Genomic DNA, 22,092 nt, shown 5'->3' with positions numbered 1-22,092 from the left:
TAGAAGTTGATTTTCAAGAAAATAAGGAGATGTAATTAGATCTTACGTAAGCTAATTGGAAAATTACTAAAAGCGGAGACATTACAAGAGACGAATATTTTAGTAATACAAAATGCTTTCCTTGTAGCGACTATATTAGCCGTTCTCGTATTTGTTTTGACGTTATTTCTTAAGAAACAATAACACTGCTATTATTAAATAAGAAAAATGTAGCTAAAATGCTCTTCACAAAAGAACTTAGATTTTTGTATAATAAGAACTAATGTTCCTCACAGACAATGGACTCAAATTACACAAATATATCAAATAGAAGAGGATTGATATACGATGAAAATTGATAGACCAAAAATTTCACCAGAGTTATCTTCAAAGAATTTTCAAGATATTTTTTATGAAGAAGATCCAACATTGGAAGTGTGTGAAATTATAGACTCCACTTTCGAGAATGAATCTGTAGATAGAGTGCGGTTATATGATGCGGTGATAAAAAACTGTAAGTTTACTAATACAGACTTTAGCAATATTGATATTACAGATGTTTGTTTTGAAAACTGTGATTTATCAAATGTTAATTTAAGCAATTCTTCTGTTCACAGAGTCGAATTTAAAAACAGTAAATTAATCGGAGTAAATTTCACAGGATCTAGCTTAGGAAATGTTAAATTTGAGAATTCAATTTTGAATTTAGCGGCATTTGGAAATTCTAAACTAGAAAAAATCATCTTCAATGAAACTTCATTAAATAATGCAGATTTTTTTGACTGTAAACTTAAAAAAGTTGAATTCCAATTATGTAGTCTTGATGAAGCTAATTTTGATCAGACATCACTGAAGGGGATAGATATTAGTTCTTCTACCTTTGATACACTTACAGTTTCAGTGAACGATTTAAGAGGATGTAAAGTATCGACATATCAAGCTGTTCAGTTTGCTACTTTATTAGGATTAATAATTAAAGATTAGTATTTCGAAGAAAAGAACCCTATCCCGAATCATGGATTTTTTAATTGTCCACGATTCGAGATAAAGTTCAAATAAATTAGTGATGACTCTTTTATTATTTTACTACAGCTTGGTTTCCTTTTACATGTTCATTATTTACACTCATAAATTCTTCAATTTCTTCAACTTCCCTAATGATATCTTTTGACAAGTTTTCATACCCGTCTTTCGTTACAAGAATGTCATCTTCAATACGAATTCCAATTGATTCTCCTTCAATATAAAGACCAGGTTCAATTGTTATAACCATACCTTCTTCTAACACTCTATCTTTATATGTTCCTACATCATGTGTATCTAAACCAAGGAAATGGCTGACACCATGATAATAGTATTTTGATAACTCTTCATCTTCTTGAATTAAACCAATTGCTTTACACTCTTCTGCCAGTACCTTTTTTGTATGCTCATTTAATGCAGCGAACTTTAATCCTGGCTTAATAATCTCTGTTGTTTCTTTTAATGCTTTTAATACAATATTATAAATTTGTTTTTGGCGACTAGAGAATGTTCCATTTGCCGGGAATGTATAACTAATATCAGCGTTATAGTAGTCTTTTTGAGCACCTAAATCTAGTAATACTAAGTCACCATTTTGAATTTGTGCATCATTATCTTCATAATGAAGAACTGTAGCATTTTTCCCACTCGCCAAAATTGTATTGAACGCATGGTACTTAATGCCAGATGACTTCAGTGTAAAATCAAATTGTGCTTCTAATTCATACTCCATCATGCCTGCTTTTGCATGCTTAAGTACGTTGTAAATACCGTCTTTCGTTATAGCAATCGCTTCTTTAATAATTTCAATTTCTTCCTCTGTTTTAAATACTCGTAATTCACAAATGTTCGGATATACATTACCAATTGTTACGTGTGGGTATTTTTCTCTTACATGTTTAGCAAATGCTAATGTTTTTGTCTCCGTACCATTCCAATCACGACGTTCTATATCTAAATATAGATGCTTCGCATTTTCTGTAAAAAGTATATTTGACATTGTCTTTTCAAAGCTATCTAAATATACAACTTTCTTTATACCTGAAATTTTCTCTGCTTCTTCGTTAGAAACTGTTTTACCGACCCATTTTTCCATTACTGGATCTGACTTTTCAATGAAAAGTGTTTCTTCAACACTACTTCCAACCTTTTTCAGCATAAAAATAACATTTGGTTCATCGATTCCCGTTAAGTAGTAAAAATTACGATTCGGTACAAATTTATAATGTGCATCAGCTGACATATGCGGTGCTTGTCCCGCAAATAAAATCGTAATAGATCCCTCTGGTAATGTGTTTGCTAATCGTTCTCTATTTTGAGCAAAAAATGTTGATTTCATGATAATCCCCCTAGCGTTCTATGTATGATTAAAAAACTAATGATCTAATCAATTCATTTTATTATTGTTACAATTTTTCGTCAATTAATAGTACTCATAGAAAAAGGAAAATCCCCCCTTACTAGTGCCCATCTAATCTACATTATGCATACCACTCCACAATTTCTTGACATTTATTCCATATACTTAAAATCTCATATATAGGAAAGGAGCCACAACTTTGAAACATTATGTAGCAACAGGGTTAGCAATTACTTCCTTATTCATAATTACTGGATGTTCTAGCAACACCGAAACAGCACCCGTGAAGAAAGAAACGGTGCAATCTGAGTCAAAAAATATAGAAACAGCAAATACGAGTCCGCAAGACTTCTATAAAGAAATTACATCTGGAAAAATCGAGCACATTCACGGAATTGGCTATGCAGGAAATATATCTGGGGTTTCTATCGCCACTCATAGCGGGATAAAAGTTTATCAAGATGGAAAATGGCTTGAAACTAAGACTGGATTACATGATTATATGGGGTTTCAGGCAACGAAGAACGGGTTCTTTGCCAGCGGTCATCCTGAACCAGGAGCAGATTTAAAAAATCCTTTAGGATTAATGAAAAGTTCTGATAGCGGTAATACACTTGAAAAGCTAGCGTTTTACGGAGAATCTGATTTTCATAACCTTGCTGTCGGATATAATACAGAAGCAATTTATTTATACAATGAGCGTCCAAATTCTAAATTACAACAAGGTTTTTATTTCAGTACGAACAACGGACAAGATTGGGAAAATAGTAAGTTAAAAGGTCTTTCAAGTACGATTCATTCCTTTTCCGTACATCCGAATCAATCTAGTGTAGTCGCAGTAAGTGCCAAAGACGGTGTTTACTTATCTACAGATTACGGAAATACGTTTGAAATATTCGCTAAATCACTTGAATCGACCGCAATTACATTAAGTAATGAAGATGTTATTTACGCGCCTATCAATAAGCAAATCGTAACGAAGAAATCAATTGCTACAAATGAGGAGACAAACATACAAATTCCACCTTTAGATCCTAAAGATACAATTATGTATATATCACAAAACCCTCAAAATTCAGCTGAAATTGTATTTGCTACAATGAAAGCAAATGTGTTCCTTTCTACGGATGAGGGTAAAACATGGAAGCAGCTTACTAAAGAAGGAACATTCCAAATTAATTAGAAGGGTGAATATAACGTGTTTTCAATAATTAGTGAATGGAGCTATCAACTCATGTCTCCTTTAATAGATGTCGCGAATGCTACGAAATCAGTACCTCTTTTATTTGCGTTTTTATTAGGCATTGTAGGTACACTTGCTCCTTGCCAATTAACAGGAAACATTAGCGCTATTACACTTTATGGAAATCAATCTTTACAAAAGGGACATACCTGGAAACATATACTGTTATTCATTTTAGGAAAAGTAATAGCTTTTACGACACTTGGACTTTTAGTCTGGTTATTAGGAAAAGAAATTCAACAAACATTAACTTTGTATTTCCCATGGTTACGCAAACTGATCGGACCTTTATTAATAATAATAGGTCTAATATTATCAGATATTATAAGAGGAAGAAATTTCTTCTCTACCCTTTTCCCTATTAAATTTATTCGAAAACAAAATGAAGTCAGCTCATTTTTACTTGGTTTTTTCTTTTCTTTAGCTTTCTGTCCGACTATGTTTGTGCTATTTTTCGGAACGTTACTCCCTTTATCTTTACCCTATAATTACGGGTACTTGTTTCCTACATTCTTTTCGATAGGAACTGCTCTGCCTATCGTCGTATTAATGTCCATCATCTCCTATCTAGGATTAAATGGGGCACTACTTAAAAAGAGCCGAAAAATAGGAAAAAACATTCAACGTATAGCCGGTGTTCTCCTTATTTTAATCGGACTTTATGATACTGCTCTATATTGGTAATACATACAAAAAGGTAAGTTCAATTCATTTGAACTTACCTTTTTTAAAAATTATATTTAACTCTTCTACATGTCCTTTTGCTTCATCTCCCACTTTTTATACAGTAGTACTGCACCAAATAAAAATACTCCCGCAACAAATGAAGCTACTGGTAACATTTTTATCATTTCATCAGGAAATACGAGTGGTAATAATGGAAATGCATACGCTGCTGGAATACGTACTCCAACGATTTTTAATAAAATAACCATTAATATCATATTTAATAACGTGACTACAATCCATGAATCAATTGCAAAATACAATAAAGTTCCAACAGTTGCCGATGCAGTTAATACTAATATTTGTTTAAAAGCCATTTTTTCATTATACATCGGCTTTTGAAGTGATTCATACACAACAACTAATATTGGTGGAATAACTGCTAATTGTTCATAACCAGTTATCCAGCATAAACTGATCCATACGAAATTTAGTATTAGAAATACAGTCATATATTTATACTGTATTTGCACTTTTCGCTCAATACCGTTGTTCAATTTAAATATAAGAACACCTATCATTAAAATAAATGTTAAAGCAAATACCGCGATAACAAATGACCATTCCGTCGCATTTGTTACTAACGGTAATAAACCTGTCGCAATGGATGGTGCTAAATTGGATTGAATAACACATAAAAACAACATCATTAATATAAGTGTTAAGCTAACTTTTCCTATATAGGAAATATCCATTTGATTCACTGCAAAACCAATAACAGCTGTTATTGACGGTGCAATAAAGATTTTTTCTGGTTGTCTTAACCATCCTGGCTCACGATACGCCCATAAAGCAATTGCCATCGCTGCTATTTCCGGCAAAATGACTTCCGGATCATTTAATAACACACCAGCTGTTACCATAGCTAAAATAAATAAAATAGCAATCGTATATGAGATGATTGTTTCTTTCTTTGAAATTACTGCATTCATTATTGCATACTCCTTTTTACTTATTACTTTCATAATGTAAAACAACAACTCTTTATACCCTACCATAGTATTGTATATTAGCATCTTTTCTATTTCAAGTATTAGTATTCATTTACATCCTCTCTCATCCATACACATACAAAACAAAGCATTTTATAGACATTGACACTTATTAAAAGATAGGTTACAATAACTATACATTAGTAAGTAGCTAATGTAATTAAATCTAACTAGAGGTGAAACAAATGAAAAACATTTTATTCCGTATTAACGAATTGTCAAAAAAAGAAAAAGCGAATGGATTAACAGTTGATGAAAAACAAGAACAACAAATGTTGCGCCAAAACTATACACAAACATTTCGTGGAAGCTTAGATTCCATTTTATTAAACACAAAAATTGTTGATCAAAATGGTCTTAACGTTACACCTGCTGCATTACAAGATGCTCAAATACGTTTAAAATTAAGCAAATGAGTTCCGCGCTAAAGAATTCTAATAAAACATAAAAAGAGCTGGATTTCCTATATAGAAATTCCAGCTCTTTTTATTGTCTTTTTTAATTTAGTAAACGAGCGATACATCGCAATTCTCCACGACACAATCATCGCAAATGCAAGTAAGAAAAACATACCGCTTAACTCTGCCAAATCAATTGATTGGCTTAAATATGACTTTAATGCCACGCGTACAGCTAATAAGCCTACTAAAATAAATATGAATGCTTTTGACGGTTTCATAAATATATGTTCGCCTTTTATTTCGAACTTAGTTGTTTTAATAAGAAAAATAGAAAAGATAAGCCCTATACTAATTGCCTCAACTATTTCTAACGATGTTAATCGAAACTCTGGTAAAAAGTACATCGTTGCGCCTGTACTCATAAAAATTGGCGGCAATATAATTTTCTTTTTCGTTACCGGTTTTTTCGCTGCTTTAAAGCGCAGAAACATGACACCAACAGCCATACAAACCGCTAAAATACTTGATAAAAGTGCTATCATACTCTTCCCACTCCTATCTACTTAAAAGACTTTTTGAGCAAAATCATAAACCAAACGAGCCCGACACTTATAATAACATGACCTAATCCAGCCATATGGCTTAAACCATAAAAGTCAGTTCCATTTACTTGTAGAAGACCTCTCCATAGCATTGTAGCAATAGTAAAGATTACTCCTACATTATAAACAACAAACCATGCACAAAAGCTCTTTGTTTCTTGTACATGAAACACTTTACATAAGGCTAAAGCAATTAAAAAGAATACAAAACCGAGCACTAATACATGTGTATGCACTAATTGCAACATTGTGGATCCTTTAATTCCTTGTGCTTTCGAATACTCTCTTGCAAATACACCTGATAATAAACCAATAATTAAGTAAATAAATGCCGCATTATATAATTTCTTCATTCTATTCCTCCTGTTGTAAACTTTCTATATTCGCTGCAATTATTTTAAGCAAAGTTTATGAACGGAGTATGAACAAAATATTACATTCAATTTTTGAAAATAAAAAAGCCATTCCACAAATAATAATTGTAGAATGGCTTTTCAATTTATTTTAAATCTTCTATTGAGAAAGCACCTGGCAGTAACTGCTCAACAGTCACTTCTTTTTCATCACCTTTTACATTCGTTAATAATACAGGCATTTTCGGATCACAGAATTCAGCAATTACTTGTCTACACGCACCACATGGTGAAATCGGTCCATCAGTTTCTCCTGTAATAACTAAGTAACTAAAATCGCGCTCACCTTCTGATACTGCTTTAAATATTGCTGTTCTTTCTGCACAGTTACATAAACCGTAAGAAGCATTTTCTATATTACAACCAGTATAGATTTTCCCTTCTTTCGTAACTAACGCTGCGCCAACAGGAAATTTAGAATACGGAATATACGCTTTCGATAACATCTTGTTTGCTTCTTCAATATATTTTTTCTTACCCATATTATTTCCCCCTCAAAGTAAACGAAATGATGATTAGTCAGTAATAACTGTATGAACTAATTTAGGAGCCACTGCTGTTTCAGCGATAGAGATGTTCTCATAAATTTTTGCTTTTACATCTTCTACATTTTCACGATTTGCGTAGATTGTTACGAATGGCTCGCCTTCTTTTACTGCATCGCCAACTTTTTTACGTAACATTAATCCTACTGCTAAATCGATTTCATCTTCCTTCGTTGCACGACCTGCACCAAGTAACATAGCTGCAATACCAATCTCATCTGCAACAATGTTAGAAATAACACCTGAAGTTTTTGCAGGTACATCAATTACATACTTCGCCTGTGGCATTTTTTCTGGATTGTCTACAATTGAGCTATCTCCGCCTTGATTGCTTAAGAACTCTTTAAACTTCTCAGTTGCTTTTCCGTTTTTCATCACTTCAATTAGCATTTCACGAGCTTCTTCTAACGTATTTGCTTTTTTCGCAAGTACGACCATTTGGCTACCTAATACAAGTACTAATTCTGTTAAATCTTCTGGACCTTCACCTTTTAACGTATCAATCGCTTCTTTTACTTCTAGAGCGTTACCAATCGCAAAACCAAGCGGTTGTGACATGTCTGAAATAACAGCCATAGTTTGACGTCCTACATTATTTCCGATACGTACCATTGCATGTGCTAATTCTTTTGCATCTTCTTCTGTTTTCATAAATGCACCAGCACCTGTTTTTACATCAAGTACGATTGCGTCAGCACCTGCTGCAATTTTTTTACTCATAATTGAACTTGCAATGAGAGGAATTGAGTTAACCGTTCCTGTTACATCGCGTAATGCATAAATCTTTTTATCTGCAGGTGTTAAGTTTCCTGTTTGTCCAATAACAGCTACTTTGTCACGGTTTACAATATCAATGAACTGCTCTTTCGTAATTTCAACGTGGAATCCTTCTACCGCTTCTAATTTATCAATTGTTCCGCCTGTATGTCCTAAACCACGACCAGACATTTTTGCTACTGGTACATCTAAAGCAGCTACTAATGGTCCTAATACTAATGTTGTCGTATCACCAACACCGCCAGTTGAATGTTTATCTACTTTAATTCCTTCAATTGCTGACAAGTCGATCGTTTCACCAGACTCAACCATCGCCATCGTTAAATCTGCACGTTCGCGATCTGTCATATCTTTAAAGAAGATTGCCATTGCAAGCGCACTCACTTGATAATCAGGAATACTTCCGTCTGTATATCCATTAATAAAGAATTTGATTTCTTCAGTCGTTAATTCTTTGCCGTCACGTTTTTTTGCAATAATATCTACCATTCTCATTACAATCACCATTCCTTTTTATATGATACGAATCTATTAAAATAATAAGCCAACGATTGTTGCTGATAAGAAACTTACTAATGTTGCACCGAATAGTAATTTCAAACCAAATCTTGCGACTACATTCCCTTGCTTTTCATTTAAGCTCTTAACCGCCCCTGCAATAATCCCAATTGAAGAGAAGTTTGCAAATGAAACTAAGAATACAGATATAATCGCTGTCGTTCTATCTGAGAAATTAAAGTTTCCTTGTGCTAAATCTGTCATAGCGACAAATTCATTCGATACTAATTTTGTTGCCATAATATTTCCGGCATTAACTGCTTCATGCCAAGGTACACCCATAATAAATGCAAATGGTGCAAATACATAACCAAGAATTTCTTGGAATGAAATACCGATTACACCTTTAAATACTGCATTAATGAATGCGATAAGAGCAACGAAACCGACTAACATAGCTGCTACTGTAATCGCAACTTTAAATCCATCAATAATGTATTCCCCTAATACTTCAAAGAAAGTCTTTTTCTCTTCTTCTTGTACTTCTAACATATCTTCTTCCTCAGTAACTTCATACGGGTTAATGATAGAAGCAATGATGAAGCCACCGAATAAGTTAAGCACTAAAGCGGTTACAACATATTGCGGTTTTAATAACACCATATATGATCCGACGATAGACATTGAAACGGTAGACATTGCAGATGCACATAATGTATACATTCTTTTCTCTGGCAATAACCCTAATTGTTTCTTAACTGAAATAAACACTTCAGATTGTCCTAAAATCGCAGAAGCAACTGCATTATATGATTCTAGTTTCCCCATTCCATTTACTTTACTTAATGCTAGACCGATAGATTTCACAATAATAGGTAATACTTTAATGTGTTGCAAAATACCTATTAAAGCTGATATAAATACGATTGGCATTAATACACTTAAAAAGAACGAAAACTCTTTTTGATTTACTAATCCACCAAATACGAAATTCACACCATCAGCGGCATATTTTAATAACTCTCCAAAACCATCTGCTATTCCGCTAATTAATATATTCCCTACACTTGTATTTAATAATAAAAACCCCAAAATAAATTGTAATATAACCATCGTTATGATTGGGCGATATTTGACTTTCTTTCTATTATTACTAGCAAGCCAAGCGATACCTAAAATCAATACGAGGCCAAAAATACCAATTAAGTATTTCATAAGCCGTCTCCTCCCATTCGTATCCGCTTACATTTTTTTCAATTATTAAAGCAATAGATACACTTTACTTTGTGTATCTATTGCTCTTCACTTCATTAATGATTAGTAGTTATCTGTAGCACCTTTTGCATCATTTAATACGATTGCAACACTAGCACTTGCTCCAACGCGAGAAGCTCCAGCAGCTACCATTTTGTCTGCATCTTCACGTGTACGAACACCGCCAGATGCTTTTACACCAACGTTTGGTCCTACTGTTTTACGCATTAATGCGATATCTTCAGCAGTTGCTCCGCCAGTTGAGAATCCAGTTGAAGTTTTTACGAAGTCAGCACCAGCTTTTACTGATAATTCACAAGCGCGTACTTTCTCTTCATCTGTTAATAGGCAAGTTTCAATGATTACTTTTACAAGAGCTTTTCCTTTTGCTGCTTGTACTACTTCATAAATGTCTTTTTCAACAAGTTCGTTGTCACCATCTTTTAAAGCGCCTACGTTGATTACCATATCAACTTCAGTTGCACCTTTTGCAATAGCATCTTTTGTTTCAAATGCTTTTGTTTCAGTCGTGCTTGCTCCTAATGGGAAACCGATTACAGTACAAACGTCTACATCATGTCCAGCTAGTTCATCAGCCGCTAATTTTACCCATGTTGGGTTAATACAAACAGAAGCGAATTTATATTCCTTTGCTTCTTCGATTACTTTCATAACATCTTCTTTAGTAGTATTAGCTTTTAAAATTGTATGGTCAATTAACTTTGCAATGTTCATTATCTTCACTCCTCATATCTTTTAACAACTTCATTCTAACTCTTAGTTGAACAAATGTAAATACACTTTTGAAATTTTGTTCATTCTTTTTTAAAAGGAATTTTCTTGTAGTAAATAAAGCGCATTCTAACAAAGAACATTTCAAATATATAATCAAAATTTTTATGTTAACAATGGTAGTATGTATCTCCATATCCATAATTATTTTTAAAAAGGCAATTTGTGTTCAAAAAAACTCCTATCATTCATACATAACAAAATAAAAGGCGTTCTCAAAATTAACATCTTGAGAACGCCTTTTATTTCTAATCTTTTTGATAATGTAACAATTCTTTTGCTGTATGCTGATCGATAATTAATACATTTGCATACCCGCCACGTAACGCACCATCAATTGCTTTGATTTTTCTATTACCACCTGCAACTAAAATAGAGCGTTTCTTTAATTTCAGTTCTTCTAACTCAATTCCAATGGTCCGCTTATTAATTTCTTCACTACTAATATTTCCGTCCCCATCAAAGAATCGTGAACAAATGTCACCGACCGATTGTTTTTTGAGTAAACTCGTTTCATCCTTATCGAAATAACCTAATCGGAATAATAGCGCTTCGTCTCGCACTGTTCCTACAGTGAAAATTGCAATATTCGCTTGTTTCCCCATTTCGATAATGTGATGAATATGTCGATCCTGCTCTACTAATTCTTTTGTCACTGCATTATCAAATATAACTGGAAGGGGGAGATTTCTTGGCGTCGTTTGAAAAGCATCTGCAAATAAAGCGATTGTTTCATTCGCATATGTATTTACACTCGAATGACTAATACCACCTTTTAACTGAACAACCTCTACCCCTTTTACATGTTGCGGTACGATTTTTCTAGCGATTTCATACATCGTCATTCCCCAGCTTACACCAACAATATCACCGTTTTTAACCGTCTTTTCCATATACTCAGCTGCATATTTGCTAATATACTCTGTAATCGTTGCATATTCCGGAACTGGAGAAAATACAACATGTGCCTCTAATAAGTTATACTTTTCTTTCAGTAAATTCCCGACGTTATCTAAATCCGCAAATGGATCAGCGATACTAATTTGAACAAACCCTTTTTCTTTCGCGTACTTTAACAATCTAGAAATTGTTGGTCTTGAAATATTTAATTTGTTAGCAATTTCTTGCTGACTATAATCTGATTGATAATATAATCTTGCAACTTCAACGCTTAATTGTTGTTTATCTTTTTCCATAGTAACTCATTACAAATCCCTTCCTGTATTTCCCTTTCGTTACAAGCATTATACAGCTTTATGCAAAAAAATTCGACTACCGAATTTTATCTATCTGAACTTCTACTACACTTAATATATAATGAAAACTTATTGTGTAGATTTACAAACTCAATATAGATACGCTTGAAACATGTAAATCAATTAACATTTAATTCACATTTTTTCTGTAGTAACGATAACAAAGCCGTTCAATAAGAAACATGAAACATCATCTAAAAACTATTCAAATACCCCTTATAAACAGAAGTTACTATTTATAAGGGGTATTTACTCAATTTAATTTTATAAAAATTGGATGGAAACAATGCAAGTTCTCACTTATTTAGAATAAGTGAAAAGATGATGTTTTATTTGTTCAATAAAATAATGATGGTGTATATTATCGTTAGATACTCGACTTGCCATAATAGCCCCCTCCATTGCAGAGGCAAGAAAGGAAGCGAGTGCTATAACCTCTATATCTTCTTTAAATTCTTGTTTCTCTATTCCTTCTTTTATGAGAGAAGCCATTAACATTACTGTATCATCATAACCTTTTGCTGCTGCTTTTTGTAATTCTGGAAATACTCCAGTACTTTCAATGGCACTATTAAGTAATGGACAGCCTCCAGCAATAGGAGGATTATTAGCTGCATCTTGATATACAAGGAAAATTGCAAGGATTTTATCAATTGCTGTCTTTTTATTTTCCATTGCTTTATGAAAATGACTCCACATAATCTCACCACTTTTGTCGTAGGCAGCAAGGACAATTTCTTCTTTACTTTTGAATCTACGATAAATAGATCCTTTAGGTAGTTCAGTAGCTGTCATTATATCCTGAATGGATGTGCGAGTTATCCCATTAGTATTAAATAAATATAAAGATGTTTCAATAATTTTTTCTTTAACCTTATCAACTTTAGTCATGCTTTGTAATCCTCCTAATGAAAACGATCCTAATATTCTAGGTAATGTTTACCCTCTATTTTCTTAATTTTTTTGTAAGTATAAATAAGTTTGGAACAGAAATATCTTATCAATCCCTATCTTATGGAAACCTCAAAGAATACAGTTTGAAAAGAAGTTAATCAAATTGTATTACCTACATAAATTAAGTGAATTTTCCGTTAAAACAACATGACCAATTGTTTAATTCAGTCATATTATACAACTAATTTTATCTAAAATCGTAGAGGTGTAAAAATATATAGTTAATTTTAATGTATAGACATATGATTATTATATATAATTTTTATCAATATGTTTAGCTAAAGTGTTTGAACTACTCCCACTTTCACTTCATTCTATAAAAGATTAACCATTAATGATTACTGGAATTAAATTGTAACAAAGCAACCAAAATATAAATATATTTGCTTTTTTCCATTTTGATTTTGTTAATACTTTATAAAAAGGGTTTAAAAAACTAGAAACTTGTAGTATCATTAGATTTCGATTCGGACCGAACCGTCCGGTTTATAATCTTATATAAATATATTTAGAAGGAGAGCGTTATGCAGAAAGAAAAATCAAAAATTATAGGTAATTTAATTATGGGGGCAATACAGTGAACTTTATAAAAATGAATAAAAAAGAAATCATTATGCTAATAATCTTTACACTGTTTGTACCATTTCAAATTGGCTTGTACATATTATTTGGCATATCACTTTTAGCTAATGTCAATTTAGTTGAATCAGAATTTGTTCTTAGTGCCATCGGTTTTACTGTACCTGCTATTGTAGGAATCATTTGCTTTAGGAAAGAAATTATTGAAAGTTTTACTTATTTTAAAGAGAAGACAATTTTGAAAATAGTAAGTATTCCTATGGTAGTTTTATTTACGTTAATTGTGGAACAATGTGTTATGCATTTTCTAGCAACTGGTCAACCAGAGAACCAAGAGCAGCTCCTTGAAACGGGTGCAGAGGTACCTCTTGTATTTACATTGCTTGTATTTGGTATTCTGGGTCCAACACTTGAAGAAATTGTGTTTCGCCACATATTAATAAATCGTTTTTCTTACCATATTGGTACTGCTATTGCATCTATCATTTCGATTATGATTTTTACACTTCTTCATACGAACCAACTTTCAGATATTGCTATTTATTTACCTGGATCGTTGATACTTACTGCGGCTTATCTTATTTCTAAAAGATCCATTGCATATGTTATAGCGATACATATGTTAAACAATTGCCTTGCTTTCATTCTGTAAGAAACTAGACTTGTTTCTGATGCCAAAAATATTCTATGTTTCTATCAAGCATTTTTGGCACCAGAACTACTTTTTCTATGACATAAGAAAGCTAATCAAAAATTATAAAATATTAGGAGAGTGTCAGTCATGATTGTAACAACAACTTCTGGAATTCAAGGTAAAGAGATTATTGAGTATATTGATATTGTAAATGGTGAAGCTATTATGGGCGCAAATATTGTCCGCGATGTATTCGCTTCCGTTCGTGATGTTGTCGGTGGCCGTGTTGGTGCTTACGAAAGTAAACTAAAAGACGCTCGTGATATTGCAATGGGCGAAATGAAAGAACTTGCAAAAGAAAAAGGTGCGAACGCTATCGTTGGTATTGACGTAGATTACGAAGTTGTTCGTGATGGAATGTTAATGGTTGCTGTCAGTGGTACAGCTGTACGTATATAAGTAAATAAAAAAACGGTTCCTCTTGGAATTTATACTTTGAGGGGAAATCCTGATTCTGTTGCAGATTTTAAAGAATAAAACGAGAAATAATCAACTTTTTTATTTCTCGTTTTATCTACATATTTATTTTTGGAAAAACAATCTAACTCCAAATACTAATAATACGGCGCCTGTAATACCCTCTATTGTACGGTTCACTCTTTCTTTTCTTAAAAAAGTTCTTAATTGACGTATGAGTGAGATGTAAAGTAAATACCATATTGCTGTCAAAGTCGTAAATGTGACTCCTAATAAAAGAAATTGGAGGAAATGATTTTGATTACTCACAATAAATTGGGGTAAAAAACTAAGGAAAAATACAGCGGTTTTTGGATTTAAAATTGCCGTAGTAAATCCTTGTCTAAAGCTTTTAATTGCCCCAATATCCTTAGAGTCCATTTCTGCTGAACCTGACATATCTTCTTTTTTATGTAAGGCACTTTTAATTGACTTTACAGCTAAATAAATTAAATAAACAGCCCCAGCATATTTTATAAATGTAAATAACATAGCAAATTTCATTAAGATAGCAGAAAGTCCTAACGTAGCCATTATTGTATGAATCATCATTCCAGATATCGTTCCTAAAACAGTCTTTATCCCGCCATTTTTACCATGCGAGATAGTATTTTTTGTAACTAGTGCAAAACCAGGACCAGGCATGATTATGATTAACATTGCTGTAAGGATAAATAATAGATAATTTTCCATGTTGTAGTATTTCCTCTCCAATTTTTAGTTTTGCTTACAGTATAGCTTTTTTCATTAAAACATTACATATAAAAGACTTGATCAGAAATTTATTTAGGTTATTCGTATCAATTTGATTAACTATTACCCAATAGCCACATTGATAAAACACATGACAAACTTATATATAATTGCAAGCTCAACTCTCACAAAAAACAGGATGAAAAATAAACAGCAGAACTAGTCCACTGTTTACTTTGCCACACCTTCATGTAATTTTTCTGTATAATCCTTTACATCTTTCCAGCTATCTTTCGCTGTATGTAAATCTTCTTTTATAAACGTAAACTCTTCCGGACTAATTCCTTTTACGTTTTGTAATAAATTATTATACTTTGCACCTACTGTATACCATTGATTTGATATGTTTTGTAGTGCTGTAATTGCTGCATCAATTGTTTCTGTCATGTTTGTTGTTTTATTTTTTACATCAGTCAAAATTACGACTTCTGCTTGTGCTCCTGAAATTCTATCTTTTAAATTGGCGATTTCTCTTTCTGCATTTGCGATATCTTTTTTCGCAACCGCAATCATCGGCCCGCCAGCAAGACATGTTATTAGAGCTACGCAAAGTACGCCACCAGCAATGACCATATCATTACTCTTTTTAATCGAATCGTTATATGTATTTATTTGTTGCTCTAGAGCTGGAATACCAGCATTCGTACTTGCCAATATCGCTGTTAACTGATTTGTATCCTCTTTGAAACTATTTGTATCTTTCGCCATTCTATCGCGAAAAGCTTTCAAATTTCCTAATAATCCATCTACCTCATTTTGATTCTTTACAATATCCGCATACAACTTTTCTAAATCCGCTTTTAATTTTCCACTATCCTTTTGATCAATCGCTATTAACATGTCATTATAATACGATTGAAAAGTATTATTGTAATTTATAATATTTTGATCTGTTTTCATAATTTGAGGCTTCATATTATTTAACCAATATGCTGCATTAATTTTTGCATCTCTTTGATGCTGAATCATATTCCCTTTAAATTCACTATTAATCGAACTTATTTTACTTAAATCCGTCTCTTGTTGATTTTGAATTAATTTTGCATATGAATCCATTGCAAATATGCTTGATGTCGTTTGTGCCATTACATCTTGGAATCCTGCTGGTCCAAGAGAATAGTTTTTCACATTTTCTTGTAGCACCTTTACATTTTGTTCTGCTGCAAAAGGATGTAAAGGAAATGCGTTACTCGTTGCCACCCCAGCAATCATTACCGCTAAAAGACATTTTTTATAAAATCGTTTCTGCATATTTTTCACCTATTCTCTTTATAAGGATATCAAAAGCTCCTGCTCACAACTGAACAGGAGCTTCAAATCATTCATCAACACTTAACGCTCTAACGATTCGTATTCAATTATGCTTTTTTCGTGTCTACTACTTTAATATCTTCAGCATAAATCTTTTCTGCATAGTCTTTAATGTTTTTCCAGCTATCTTTCGCAATGTTTAAATCTTCTTTAATGAAAACAAGATCGTTTGGACTAATTGAATCCACATTTTGAAGTAAAGAATTGTATTTTGATCCCATTGTATACCATTGGTTTGAAATGTTTTGCAACGCTGTAATTGCAGTATCAATCGTATTTGTTAAATACTCAGTTTGTGTTTTAATGTTCGTTAACCCAGCTACTTCTAATTGAGCAGTTGTAATTTGTCCAGTTATTTTTTGAATTTCAGCTTGTGCATTGTCAAGTTCTTTCTTCGCTAATACGATACCAGCTGTACCACCGCCTACAGCTGCTGCACCACCTGCAATTAATGCGACTCCTAGCGGTGTTCCTGCGCCCGTAGCAATAACTACTGCACCACCAATAATTGCAATTGGTCCTAGAGCTGTCGCAACAGATGAACCGATAATAATTGCATTATATTTACTAATTGCTTCATTGTACGTTGTAATTTGATTTTGCAGAAGGGGAATCCCTGCATCTTGACTAGCTAATATAGATGTAATTTGATTTGCATCACCCTTGAAGTTTTGCGTATCCGACGTCATTTTATTTCGGAATTTCTTTAAGTCTTCTACTAACTGATCCACTTGCGCTTTATTTTCATTAATACTACTTGATAATCTAGTTAGGCCTTTCGTAAGAGTCGCTTTATCTTTTGCATCTACCGCAGCAACTAAAGTATCATAATAGTTTTGGAATTTAGTATTGTAGTTAATGATGTTTTGATTCGTTGAAATAAGCTGTGGCTTTAATACATCTAACCATTGCTTCGCATTTCCTCTAGCTGTATCTTGGTGCTGAATCACTTTTCCTTTTAAAGCTGCATCAACAGTCGATACATTTCCAAAGTTAACATTACCTTGTTTAATAATTGTTAAAGCATACAGATCCATTACTAAAGCATTTGAACCTGTTCTTTCCATTGCATCTTTCAAGCCTTCTGGTCCTAATGAATATTCTTCATAGTCATTATAAGCTTTTGCTACCGCATGAACTGGAGCTTGTTTCACTGTACTTTCAGCTGCATACGTATGAGCCGGCATAATATTTCCTGCTGCAAATACTGCCATCAGTGCTGATAGAGCCATTACTTTATAAGGTTTTTTTGTCATTTTTCTTCTCTCCCTATATCGCTAATTATTTTTCTATTTAATGTACTTCAACGTTTGTAACGTAATCTTCAAATTGATTTGTTTGCTTATTCATTTCATCACTTACTTTTTTAATTTGATTAAAATGTTTTTGAAGTAAACTACTGTCTGTATACGTGCCTTCTTCAACATTTGTTTGAATTTGAATCATATTATTATTTAAAACTTTCCAATCCATTAATAACGTTTCTAAAGTTGTAATTTGACGATCAATTAATTCTGTAAAGCTATTTACTTGATCTTCAACGAATGTAATTTGAGTCGCCTCTGCTTCAGTTTGTGATAACTTTTGAATAAGTGGCAATAACTCTTTTTGCTTTTGCTGAATGCGAAGAGCTGCTTCTCTCGTTTGACTATCTGCAGCATTTACAATTTCATTACTTAAAGTACCGATAGAAACAAAATCGATTGTTTTCGTTTGTGCAGTTTGATTTGTGATTGTAAATACTTGTTTACCGATATTAATAGAACCTTTAATGATTTCTTGAGGTCTATTCAAAATAGCAGTTAGTTCAGCTTGAATTTCCCCTTGAATTCTTTTAATATCTTCTCTTAATTTCACAATATCTCCACTTGATCCTTGCAGTGTTTTTATTGCTTCATCGGCTTTAATTGATAAGTTGTTACTATCTTTGTCTAATACTGTTTTAAATCGATTTAACTCTAATAAATCTTGCTCCATACTCTCTTGGATGCTCTGTACTTGCAATTGTAATTTTCCATATGCACTCATAAAATCTGTTTTTGCTTGCTGATCTTCATTTACATTTCCTGCTAGTTCATAGAGCTTACTATAATAACTATTGAATCTAGTGCTGTATCTCATCATCTCTTGATTTAAGTCAATTAGCTTCGGATTATATTCATCAATCCACTCTCGTACATTCGCCTTTGCAAACTTTTGATGATTCGTTAAGCTACTCATCGCATTTACCTTAATGTCTGGCTGTTGCAAAATAATTAATCCGTATGCTTGAATAAGCGGTGATTGTGATCCTAACATTCTAATTGAATTGGATAATGTATTTGGAGCAATTACATTTTGCGCATATACTGTTTTCACTTCCGTTTGCCCCTCCTTAGCGTAAGCGCTTACAGGAATGAAGCAACTCGTAGATACCGCTGTAACCAATAACCCTGTAATTAAAGTCTTTTTCACTTTAACTCCTCCTATGTATTAGCAACTATTACTATCGCATTTTATTATTCTATTTTCTTGCCCATAATTTGAGATGGTTAAAATAGAGAACGTTCTCAACGTGATCTATGTATGAACCACCTCTCTCGTATTGCTACAGTACTTACTTATCGTCACAAAACATTTTATTATTTTTCATATGTGTTTAGTATGAATAATATTGTATAAATTTTCTATTTCATCGAAATTCCCACATTCACACAGTGAATATATTACATAAAAATATTATTCATTTTAAACTAAACAACATACGTAAATATGAAATTTCATTTTGTTTTCATATAAGTTTTGTACTGTAAGGTCATTTAAACACAGCTGTTTATATATCGTAAAGAAGTATTTTCATTCCCTTTATTTTCAAGCTTTCATGTCCTTATTTCAAAATATAATCCGATTCACTTTATCGATTGAAATATCTATATATCACAACAGGAAACACTACTTTCAAATAACTAATGAAGTTATATTAATATAGTTTTTAACCCCATATGCAATTATGCATAGCATATACACAAAAAGGATAGCTTCATTTTCGCGAAGCTATCCTTAAAAAATTTTCTTATTTTTTCAAATGATATGGAACTGTCGTAATAACAACATTTCTTTTATAAAGTAAATACGCACGTATAAGTAAACTGGATTGATTATGAAGAATGTTATGCCAACCTTTTTTCGGAATGAACTGTGGTATAACGACCGTAACACGGTAATTCGATTCACTTGCCTTATATTGCACTGTATCGATAAACTTCGTTAGCGGCTGAATAATACTTCTATAATGAGAATGTAATGTAACAAGCCTTACTTCAGGTTGCCACTTCTTCCATTTCTCCTCAAATTTCTTTTCCTCTTCTCTGTCAAAAGCAACATATACTGCGATAACTTGATCTGCCGAAAGCGATTTCGCATAGTTCAATGAATTTTCTACTACATGCGTCATACCTGCTACAGGAACGACAATTACATTCCCCTCAATTGGAATAAGAGGCTCGCAAGTTTTTAAACTTAATTGATCACCCACTGCATCATAATGCTTCTTAATTCGATGGAATAAGAAGATAATAACTGGTAAGAAAATAAGAATCGACCAAACTTGTGCAAATTTAGTTAAAAAGAACATGCTCATTACGATAAAACTAATAACTGCACCAATTAAATTAACCGTTAATCTTAAAGCCCATCCTTCAGGCTTTTCGCGAAGCCATTTTAATACCATCCCTGTTTGAGAAAGTGTAAATGGAATAAATACACCTACTGCATATAGTGGAATTAAATGTTCTGTTTGTCCTTGGAAAGCTACAATTAAAATAATCGAAGCAACTCCAAGTATAATAATACCGTTTGAGTAACCTAGGCGGTCTCCTCTAATCGTAAACATTCTCGGTATGAATTTATCTTTTGCAAGGTTAACCGCTAATAAAGGAAATGCAGAATAACCTGTATTAGCAGCAAGAATTAATATTAAAGCTGTTGTACCTTGTATGAAATAGTACATGAAATTACGTCCAAATGTTTGTTCAGCAATTTGAGAAACAACTGTTACTTCTTTACTCGGAGTCACTCCGTAATAATAAGCTAAAAATACAATTCCTGAAAATAACACAGCAAGTAATGCACCCATTGCAAGCAATGTTTTTGCAGCATTGTTTGGCGCAGGATCTTTAAAGTTCGGAATTGCATTTGAAATTGCTTCAACACCTGTTAAAGCAGAACTACCTGATGCAAATGCTCTTAGTAATAAAAATAAACTAATCCCTGCAACTGGTGTACCAATTGGCGCATGTAAAGTGGGTGAAACATGACCAGTTAAAATATTATATATACCCACACCAATTAATATAAATAGTGCTAAAACGAATAAATAAACAGGATATGCTAAAACGGAAGCTGATTCCGTTACTCCCCTTAAATTTAATATCGTAATTAATATAACAAATATAACCGCAATAATTACGTTGTGTGCATGTAAGCTAGGAAACGCAGACGTAATTGCATCTGTACCAGCGGACACACTTACCGCAACAGTTAAAATATAGTCAACTAATAAAGATCCTCCAGCAATTAAGCCTGGATTCATCCCTAAATTTTCTTTTGATACAACATACGCTCCCCCGCCATGCGGATAAGCAAAAATAATTTGACGATAAGATAAAATAAGGGCTGTCAATAATACTAATACCCCAACAGCGATCGGAATGGAATACCAATAAGCGATCGCTCCAACACCTGCTAAAGCAATTAAAATTTGCTCTGGACCGTAAGCAACTGATGACAATGCGTCAGAAGATAAAATAGCTAAAGCTTTCGTTTTATTAAGCTTTTGTTCTCCAAGCTCCGTTGATTTTAACGGTCTTCCAATTAAAAATCTTTTAATAGATGAAACCAATGCTGTCCACTCTCCAATAATTTTGTACGAACTTTTCTGCTTGTTGCAGCCAGTAAACTATTTACTCAGAAAACAAAAAATGTCTACAAGCCATAGCGAAATAGACTTGTAGACATTATTTTTTTTGTCGCACAAGCTCCACCTTCCTTCTCAATATAACGCTTACGAGGTTAGCTGTCGGATTCGGGCCTATGAGTAGCCCTACCTTTTTTAAGGATTCACCCCATCGGATTATGTACTAATCCGTAAAAACGGGTCCCCCGTACCATGCGGTTTCAGCGATTTAGAAAATTGAAACTGTGGATTATAATACTCCTTTATTTTCAAAAAGTAAACAAAAATTTTTAATAAGAAAAAAATTAAAATGATTGTGCATAATCCACTGAGAAATATACATAATGAATACTAAAAAATCCGCAAAGGAGACCCCTATGTCTAAAGAAAAGAAGCCTATTTTTTCCGATTCATATTTAGATGCAGTAGCAAATGAAATTAATCAGTTATATGGTAAACGTGAACAGGAAATAAATTTGACAGATAGAACGAAAAGAAATAAATAATTTGTCATACAAAAAAATAAAAAAGATAGCAATACACTTATATAT

Annotated in this window: 22 protein-coding genes and 1 riboswitch; of the genes, 7 read left to right on the top strand and 15 right to left on the bottom strand. The window is 32.9% G+C overall.

What is annotated here, in order from left to right:
* The first annotated feature begins 327 nt into the window (after positions 1 to 327).
* Positions 328 to 963 carry a pentapeptide repeat-containing protein gene (locus tag HMPREF1014_RS09575; RefSeq protein ID WP_000687273.1) on the top strand — a complete coding sequence of 212 codons (636 nt, stop codon included), beginning with the start codon at positions 328 to 330 and terminating at the stop codon, positions 961 to 963.
* A 94-nt stretch (positions 964 to 1,057) separates the two neighbouring features.
* Here the strand turns inward: HMPREF1014_RS09575 and HMPREF1014_RS09570 are convergent, their stop codons facing one another.
* Entirely contained in the window at positions 1,058 to 2,341 is a 1,284-nt protein-coding gene (locus HMPREF1014_RS09570) for an aminopeptidase P family protein (RefSeq protein ID WP_000842970.1), read from the bottom strand.
* Between the two features lie 220 nt (positions 2,342 to 2,561).
* Between HMPREF1014_RS09570 and HMPREF1014_RS09565 the strand changes: the two genes are divergently transcribed.
* Both HMPREF1014_RS09565 and HMPREF1014_RS09560 read left to right on the top strand, forming a co-directional pair.
* The gene (locus HMPREF1014_RS09565) at positions 2,562 to 3,545 is read left to right on the top strand and encodes a F510_1955 family glycosylhydrolase (protein ID WP_000683836.1); all 984 of its coding nucleotides are present in this window, start codon (positions 2,562 to 2,564) and stop codon (positions 3,543 to 3,545) included.
* Between the two features lie 15 nt (positions 3,546 to 3,560).
* Positions 3,561 to 4,289, top strand: a complete 729-nt coding sequence (locus HMPREF1014_RS09560) for an urease accessory protein UreH domain-containing protein (protein WP_002061125.1) — start codon at positions 3,561 to 3,563, stop codon at positions 4,287 to 4,289.
* Positions 4,290 to 4,354: 65 nt separating this feature from the next.
* Here HMPREF1014_RS09560 and HMPREF1014_RS09555 read toward each other — a convergent pair whose 3' ends face one another.
* Complete coding sequence (locus tag HMPREF1014_RS09555; protein ID WP_000994720.1) at positions 4,355 to 5,263, bottom strand: HPP family protein; 909 nt, start codon at positions 5,261 to 5,263, stop codon at positions 4,355 to 4,357.
* Positions 5,264 to 5,508: 245 nt separating this feature from the next.
* Here HMPREF1014_RS09555 and HMPREF1014_RS09550 point away from each other — a divergent pair, with 245 nt between their 5' ends.
* Positions 5,509 to 5,739: a DUF896 domain-containing protein gene (locus tag HMPREF1014_RS09550; protein ID WP_000789773.1), complete on the top strand. Its 231-nt coding sequence runs from the start codon at positions 5,509 to 5,511 to the stop codon at positions 5,737 to 5,739.
* A gap of 47 nt (positions 5,740 to 5,786) precedes the next feature.
* Here HMPREF1014_RS09550 and HMPREF1014_RS09545 read toward each other — a convergent pair whose 3' ends face one another.
* The 8 genes from HMPREF1014_RS09545 to HMPREF1014_RS09510 all read right to left on the bottom strand — a co-directional run bounded on the left by HMPREF1014_RS09545 (position 5,787) and on the right by HMPREF1014_RS09510 (position 12,752).
* On the bottom strand, positions 5,787 to 6,266 hold the full coding sequence (locus HMPREF1014_RS09545; protein WP_000561046.1) for a CcdC family protein: 480 nt from the start codon (positions 6,264 to 6,266) through the stop codon (positions 5,787 to 5,789).
* 17 nt (positions 6,267 to 6,283) lie between these two features.
* On the bottom strand, positions 6,284 to 6,679 hold the full coding sequence (locus HMPREF1014_RS09540; RefSeq protein WP_000737863.1) for a DUF2871 domain-containing protein: 396 nt from the start codon (positions 6,677 to 6,679) through the stop codon (positions 6,284 to 6,286).
* Between the two features lie 146 nt (positions 6,680 to 6,825).
* Complete coding sequence (locus HMPREF1014_RS09535) at positions 6,826 to 7,221, bottom strand: cytidine deaminase (protein WP_000516778.1); 396 nt, start codon at positions 7,219 to 7,221, stop codon at positions 6,826 to 6,828.
* Positions 7,222 to 7,254: 33 nt separating this feature from the next.
* Entirely contained in the window at positions 7,255 to 8,556 is a 1,302-nt protein-coding gene (locus HMPREF1014_RS09530) for a pyrimidine-nucleoside phosphorylase (protein ID WP_001983022.1), read from the bottom strand.
* Positions 8,557 to 8,592: 36 nt separating this feature from the next.
* Positions 8,593 to 9,774 (bottom strand): NupC/NupG family nucleoside CNT transporter, encoded by a 1,182-nt coding sequence (locus HMPREF1014_RS09525; protein WP_000876173.1) that lies wholly within the window; start codon positions 9,772 to 9,774, stop codon positions 8,593 to 8,595.
* A gap of 102 nt (positions 9,775 to 9,876) precedes the next feature.
* Positions 9,877 to 10,548 carry a deoxyribose-phosphate aldolase gene (deoC, locus tag HMPREF1014_RS09520; protein ID WP_001017441.1) on the bottom strand — a complete coding sequence of 224 codons (672 nt, stop codon included), beginning with the start codon at positions 10,546 to 10,548 and terminating at the stop codon, positions 9,877 to 9,879.
* A 305-nt stretch (positions 10,549 to 10,853) separates the two neighbouring features.
* A complete protein-coding gene (gene deoR / locus HMPREF1014_RS09515; protein ID WP_000409782.1) occupies positions 10,854 to 11,801 on the bottom strand; it encodes a DNA-binding transcriptional repressor DeoR in 948 nt (315 codons plus the stop codon).
* Positions 11,802 to 12,161: 360 nt separating this feature from the next.
* Complete coding sequence (locus HMPREF1014_RS09510; protein ID WP_000169646.1) at positions 12,162 to 12,752, bottom strand: TetR/AcrR family transcriptional regulator; 591 nt, start codon at positions 12,750 to 12,752, stop codon at positions 12,162 to 12,164.
* A gap of 640 nt (positions 12,753 to 13,392) precedes the next feature.
* Here HMPREF1014_RS09510 and HMPREF1014_RS09505 point away from each other — a divergent pair.
* Positions 13,393 to 14,046 (top strand): CPBP family intramembrane glutamic endopeptidase, encoded by a 654-nt coding sequence (locus HMPREF1014_RS09505; RefSeq protein WP_001009296.1) that lies wholly within the window; start codon positions 13,393 to 13,395, stop codon positions 14,044 to 14,046.
* A gap of 129 nt (positions 14,047 to 14,175) precedes the next feature.
* Positions 14,176 to 14,487, top strand: a complete 312-nt coding sequence (locus tag HMPREF1014_RS09500; RefSeq protein WP_000637518.1) for a heavy metal-binding domain-containing protein — start codon at positions 14,176 to 14,178, stop codon at positions 14,485 to 14,487.
* Positions 14,488 to 14,610: 123 nt separating this feature from the next.
* On the opposite strand, the gene HMPREF1014_RS09495 is transcribed toward HMPREF1014_RS09500, so the two are convergent.
* From HMPREF1014_RS09495 to HMPREF1014_RS09475, 5 genes are all read right to left on the bottom strand, one after another.
* The gene (locus tag HMPREF1014_RS09495; protein WP_000432987.1) at positions 14,611 to 15,237 is read right to left on the bottom strand and encodes a LysE family translocator; all 627 of its coding nucleotides are present in this window, start codon (positions 15,235 to 15,237) and stop codon (positions 14,611 to 14,613) included.
* 231 nt (positions 15,238 to 15,468) lie between these two features.
* Positions 15,469 to 16,548, bottom strand: a complete 1,080-nt coding sequence (gene nheC / locus HMPREF1014_RS09490) for a non-hemolytic enterotoxin NHE subunit C (protein WP_001171982.1) — start codon at positions 16,546 to 16,548, stop codon at positions 15,469 to 15,471.
* Between the two features lie 107 nt (positions 16,549 to 16,655).
* Positions 16,656 to 17,864 carry a non-hemolytic enterotoxin NHE subunit B gene (gene nheB, locus HMPREF1014_RS09485; RefSeq protein ID WP_000162975.1) on the bottom strand — a complete coding sequence of 403 codons (1,209 nt, stop codon included), beginning with the start codon at positions 17,862 to 17,864 and terminating at the stop codon, positions 16,656 to 16,658.
* A gap of 37 nt (positions 17,865 to 17,901) precedes the next feature.
* Positions 17,902 to 19,062: a non-hemolytic enterotoxin NHE subunit A gene (gene nheA / locus HMPREF1014_RS09480; protein ID WP_000751830.1), complete on the bottom strand. Its 1,161-nt coding sequence runs from the start codon at positions 19,060 to 19,062 to the stop codon at positions 17,902 to 17,904.
* 598 nt (positions 19,063 to 19,660) lie between these two features.
* Positions 19,661 to 21,487: an APC family permease gene (locus tag HMPREF1014_RS09475; RefSeq protein ID WP_000254887.1), complete on the bottom strand. Its 1,827-nt coding sequence runs from the start codon at positions 21,485 to 21,487 to the stop codon at positions 19,661 to 19,663.
* 144 nt (positions 21,488 to 21,631) lie between these two features.
* A riboswitch (cyclic di-AMP (ydaO/yuaA leader) is annotated at positions 21,632 to 21,778 on the bottom strand.
* A 140-nt stretch (positions 21,779 to 21,918) separates the two neighbouring features.
* On the opposite strand from HMPREF1014_RS09475, the gene HMPREF1014_RS32065 reads away from it, so the two are divergent.
* Positions 21,919 to 22,047, top strand: a complete 129-nt coding sequence (locus HMPREF1014_RS32065) for a hypothetical protein (protein WP_000031873.1) — start codon at positions 21,919 to 21,921, stop codon at positions 22,045 to 22,047.
* The last annotated feature ends 45 nt before the right edge of the window (positions 22,048 to 22,092 follow it).

It is taken from the genome of Bacillus sp. 7_6_55CFAA_CT2, from assembly GCF_000238655.1.
Classification (GTDB): Bacteria; Bacillota; Bacilli; order Bacillales; family Bacillaceae_G; genus Bacillus_A; species Bacillus_A cereus.
The sequence above is the reverse complement of the archived record's forward strand: the minus strand, read 5'-3'. Positions and strand labels throughout refer to the sequence as shown.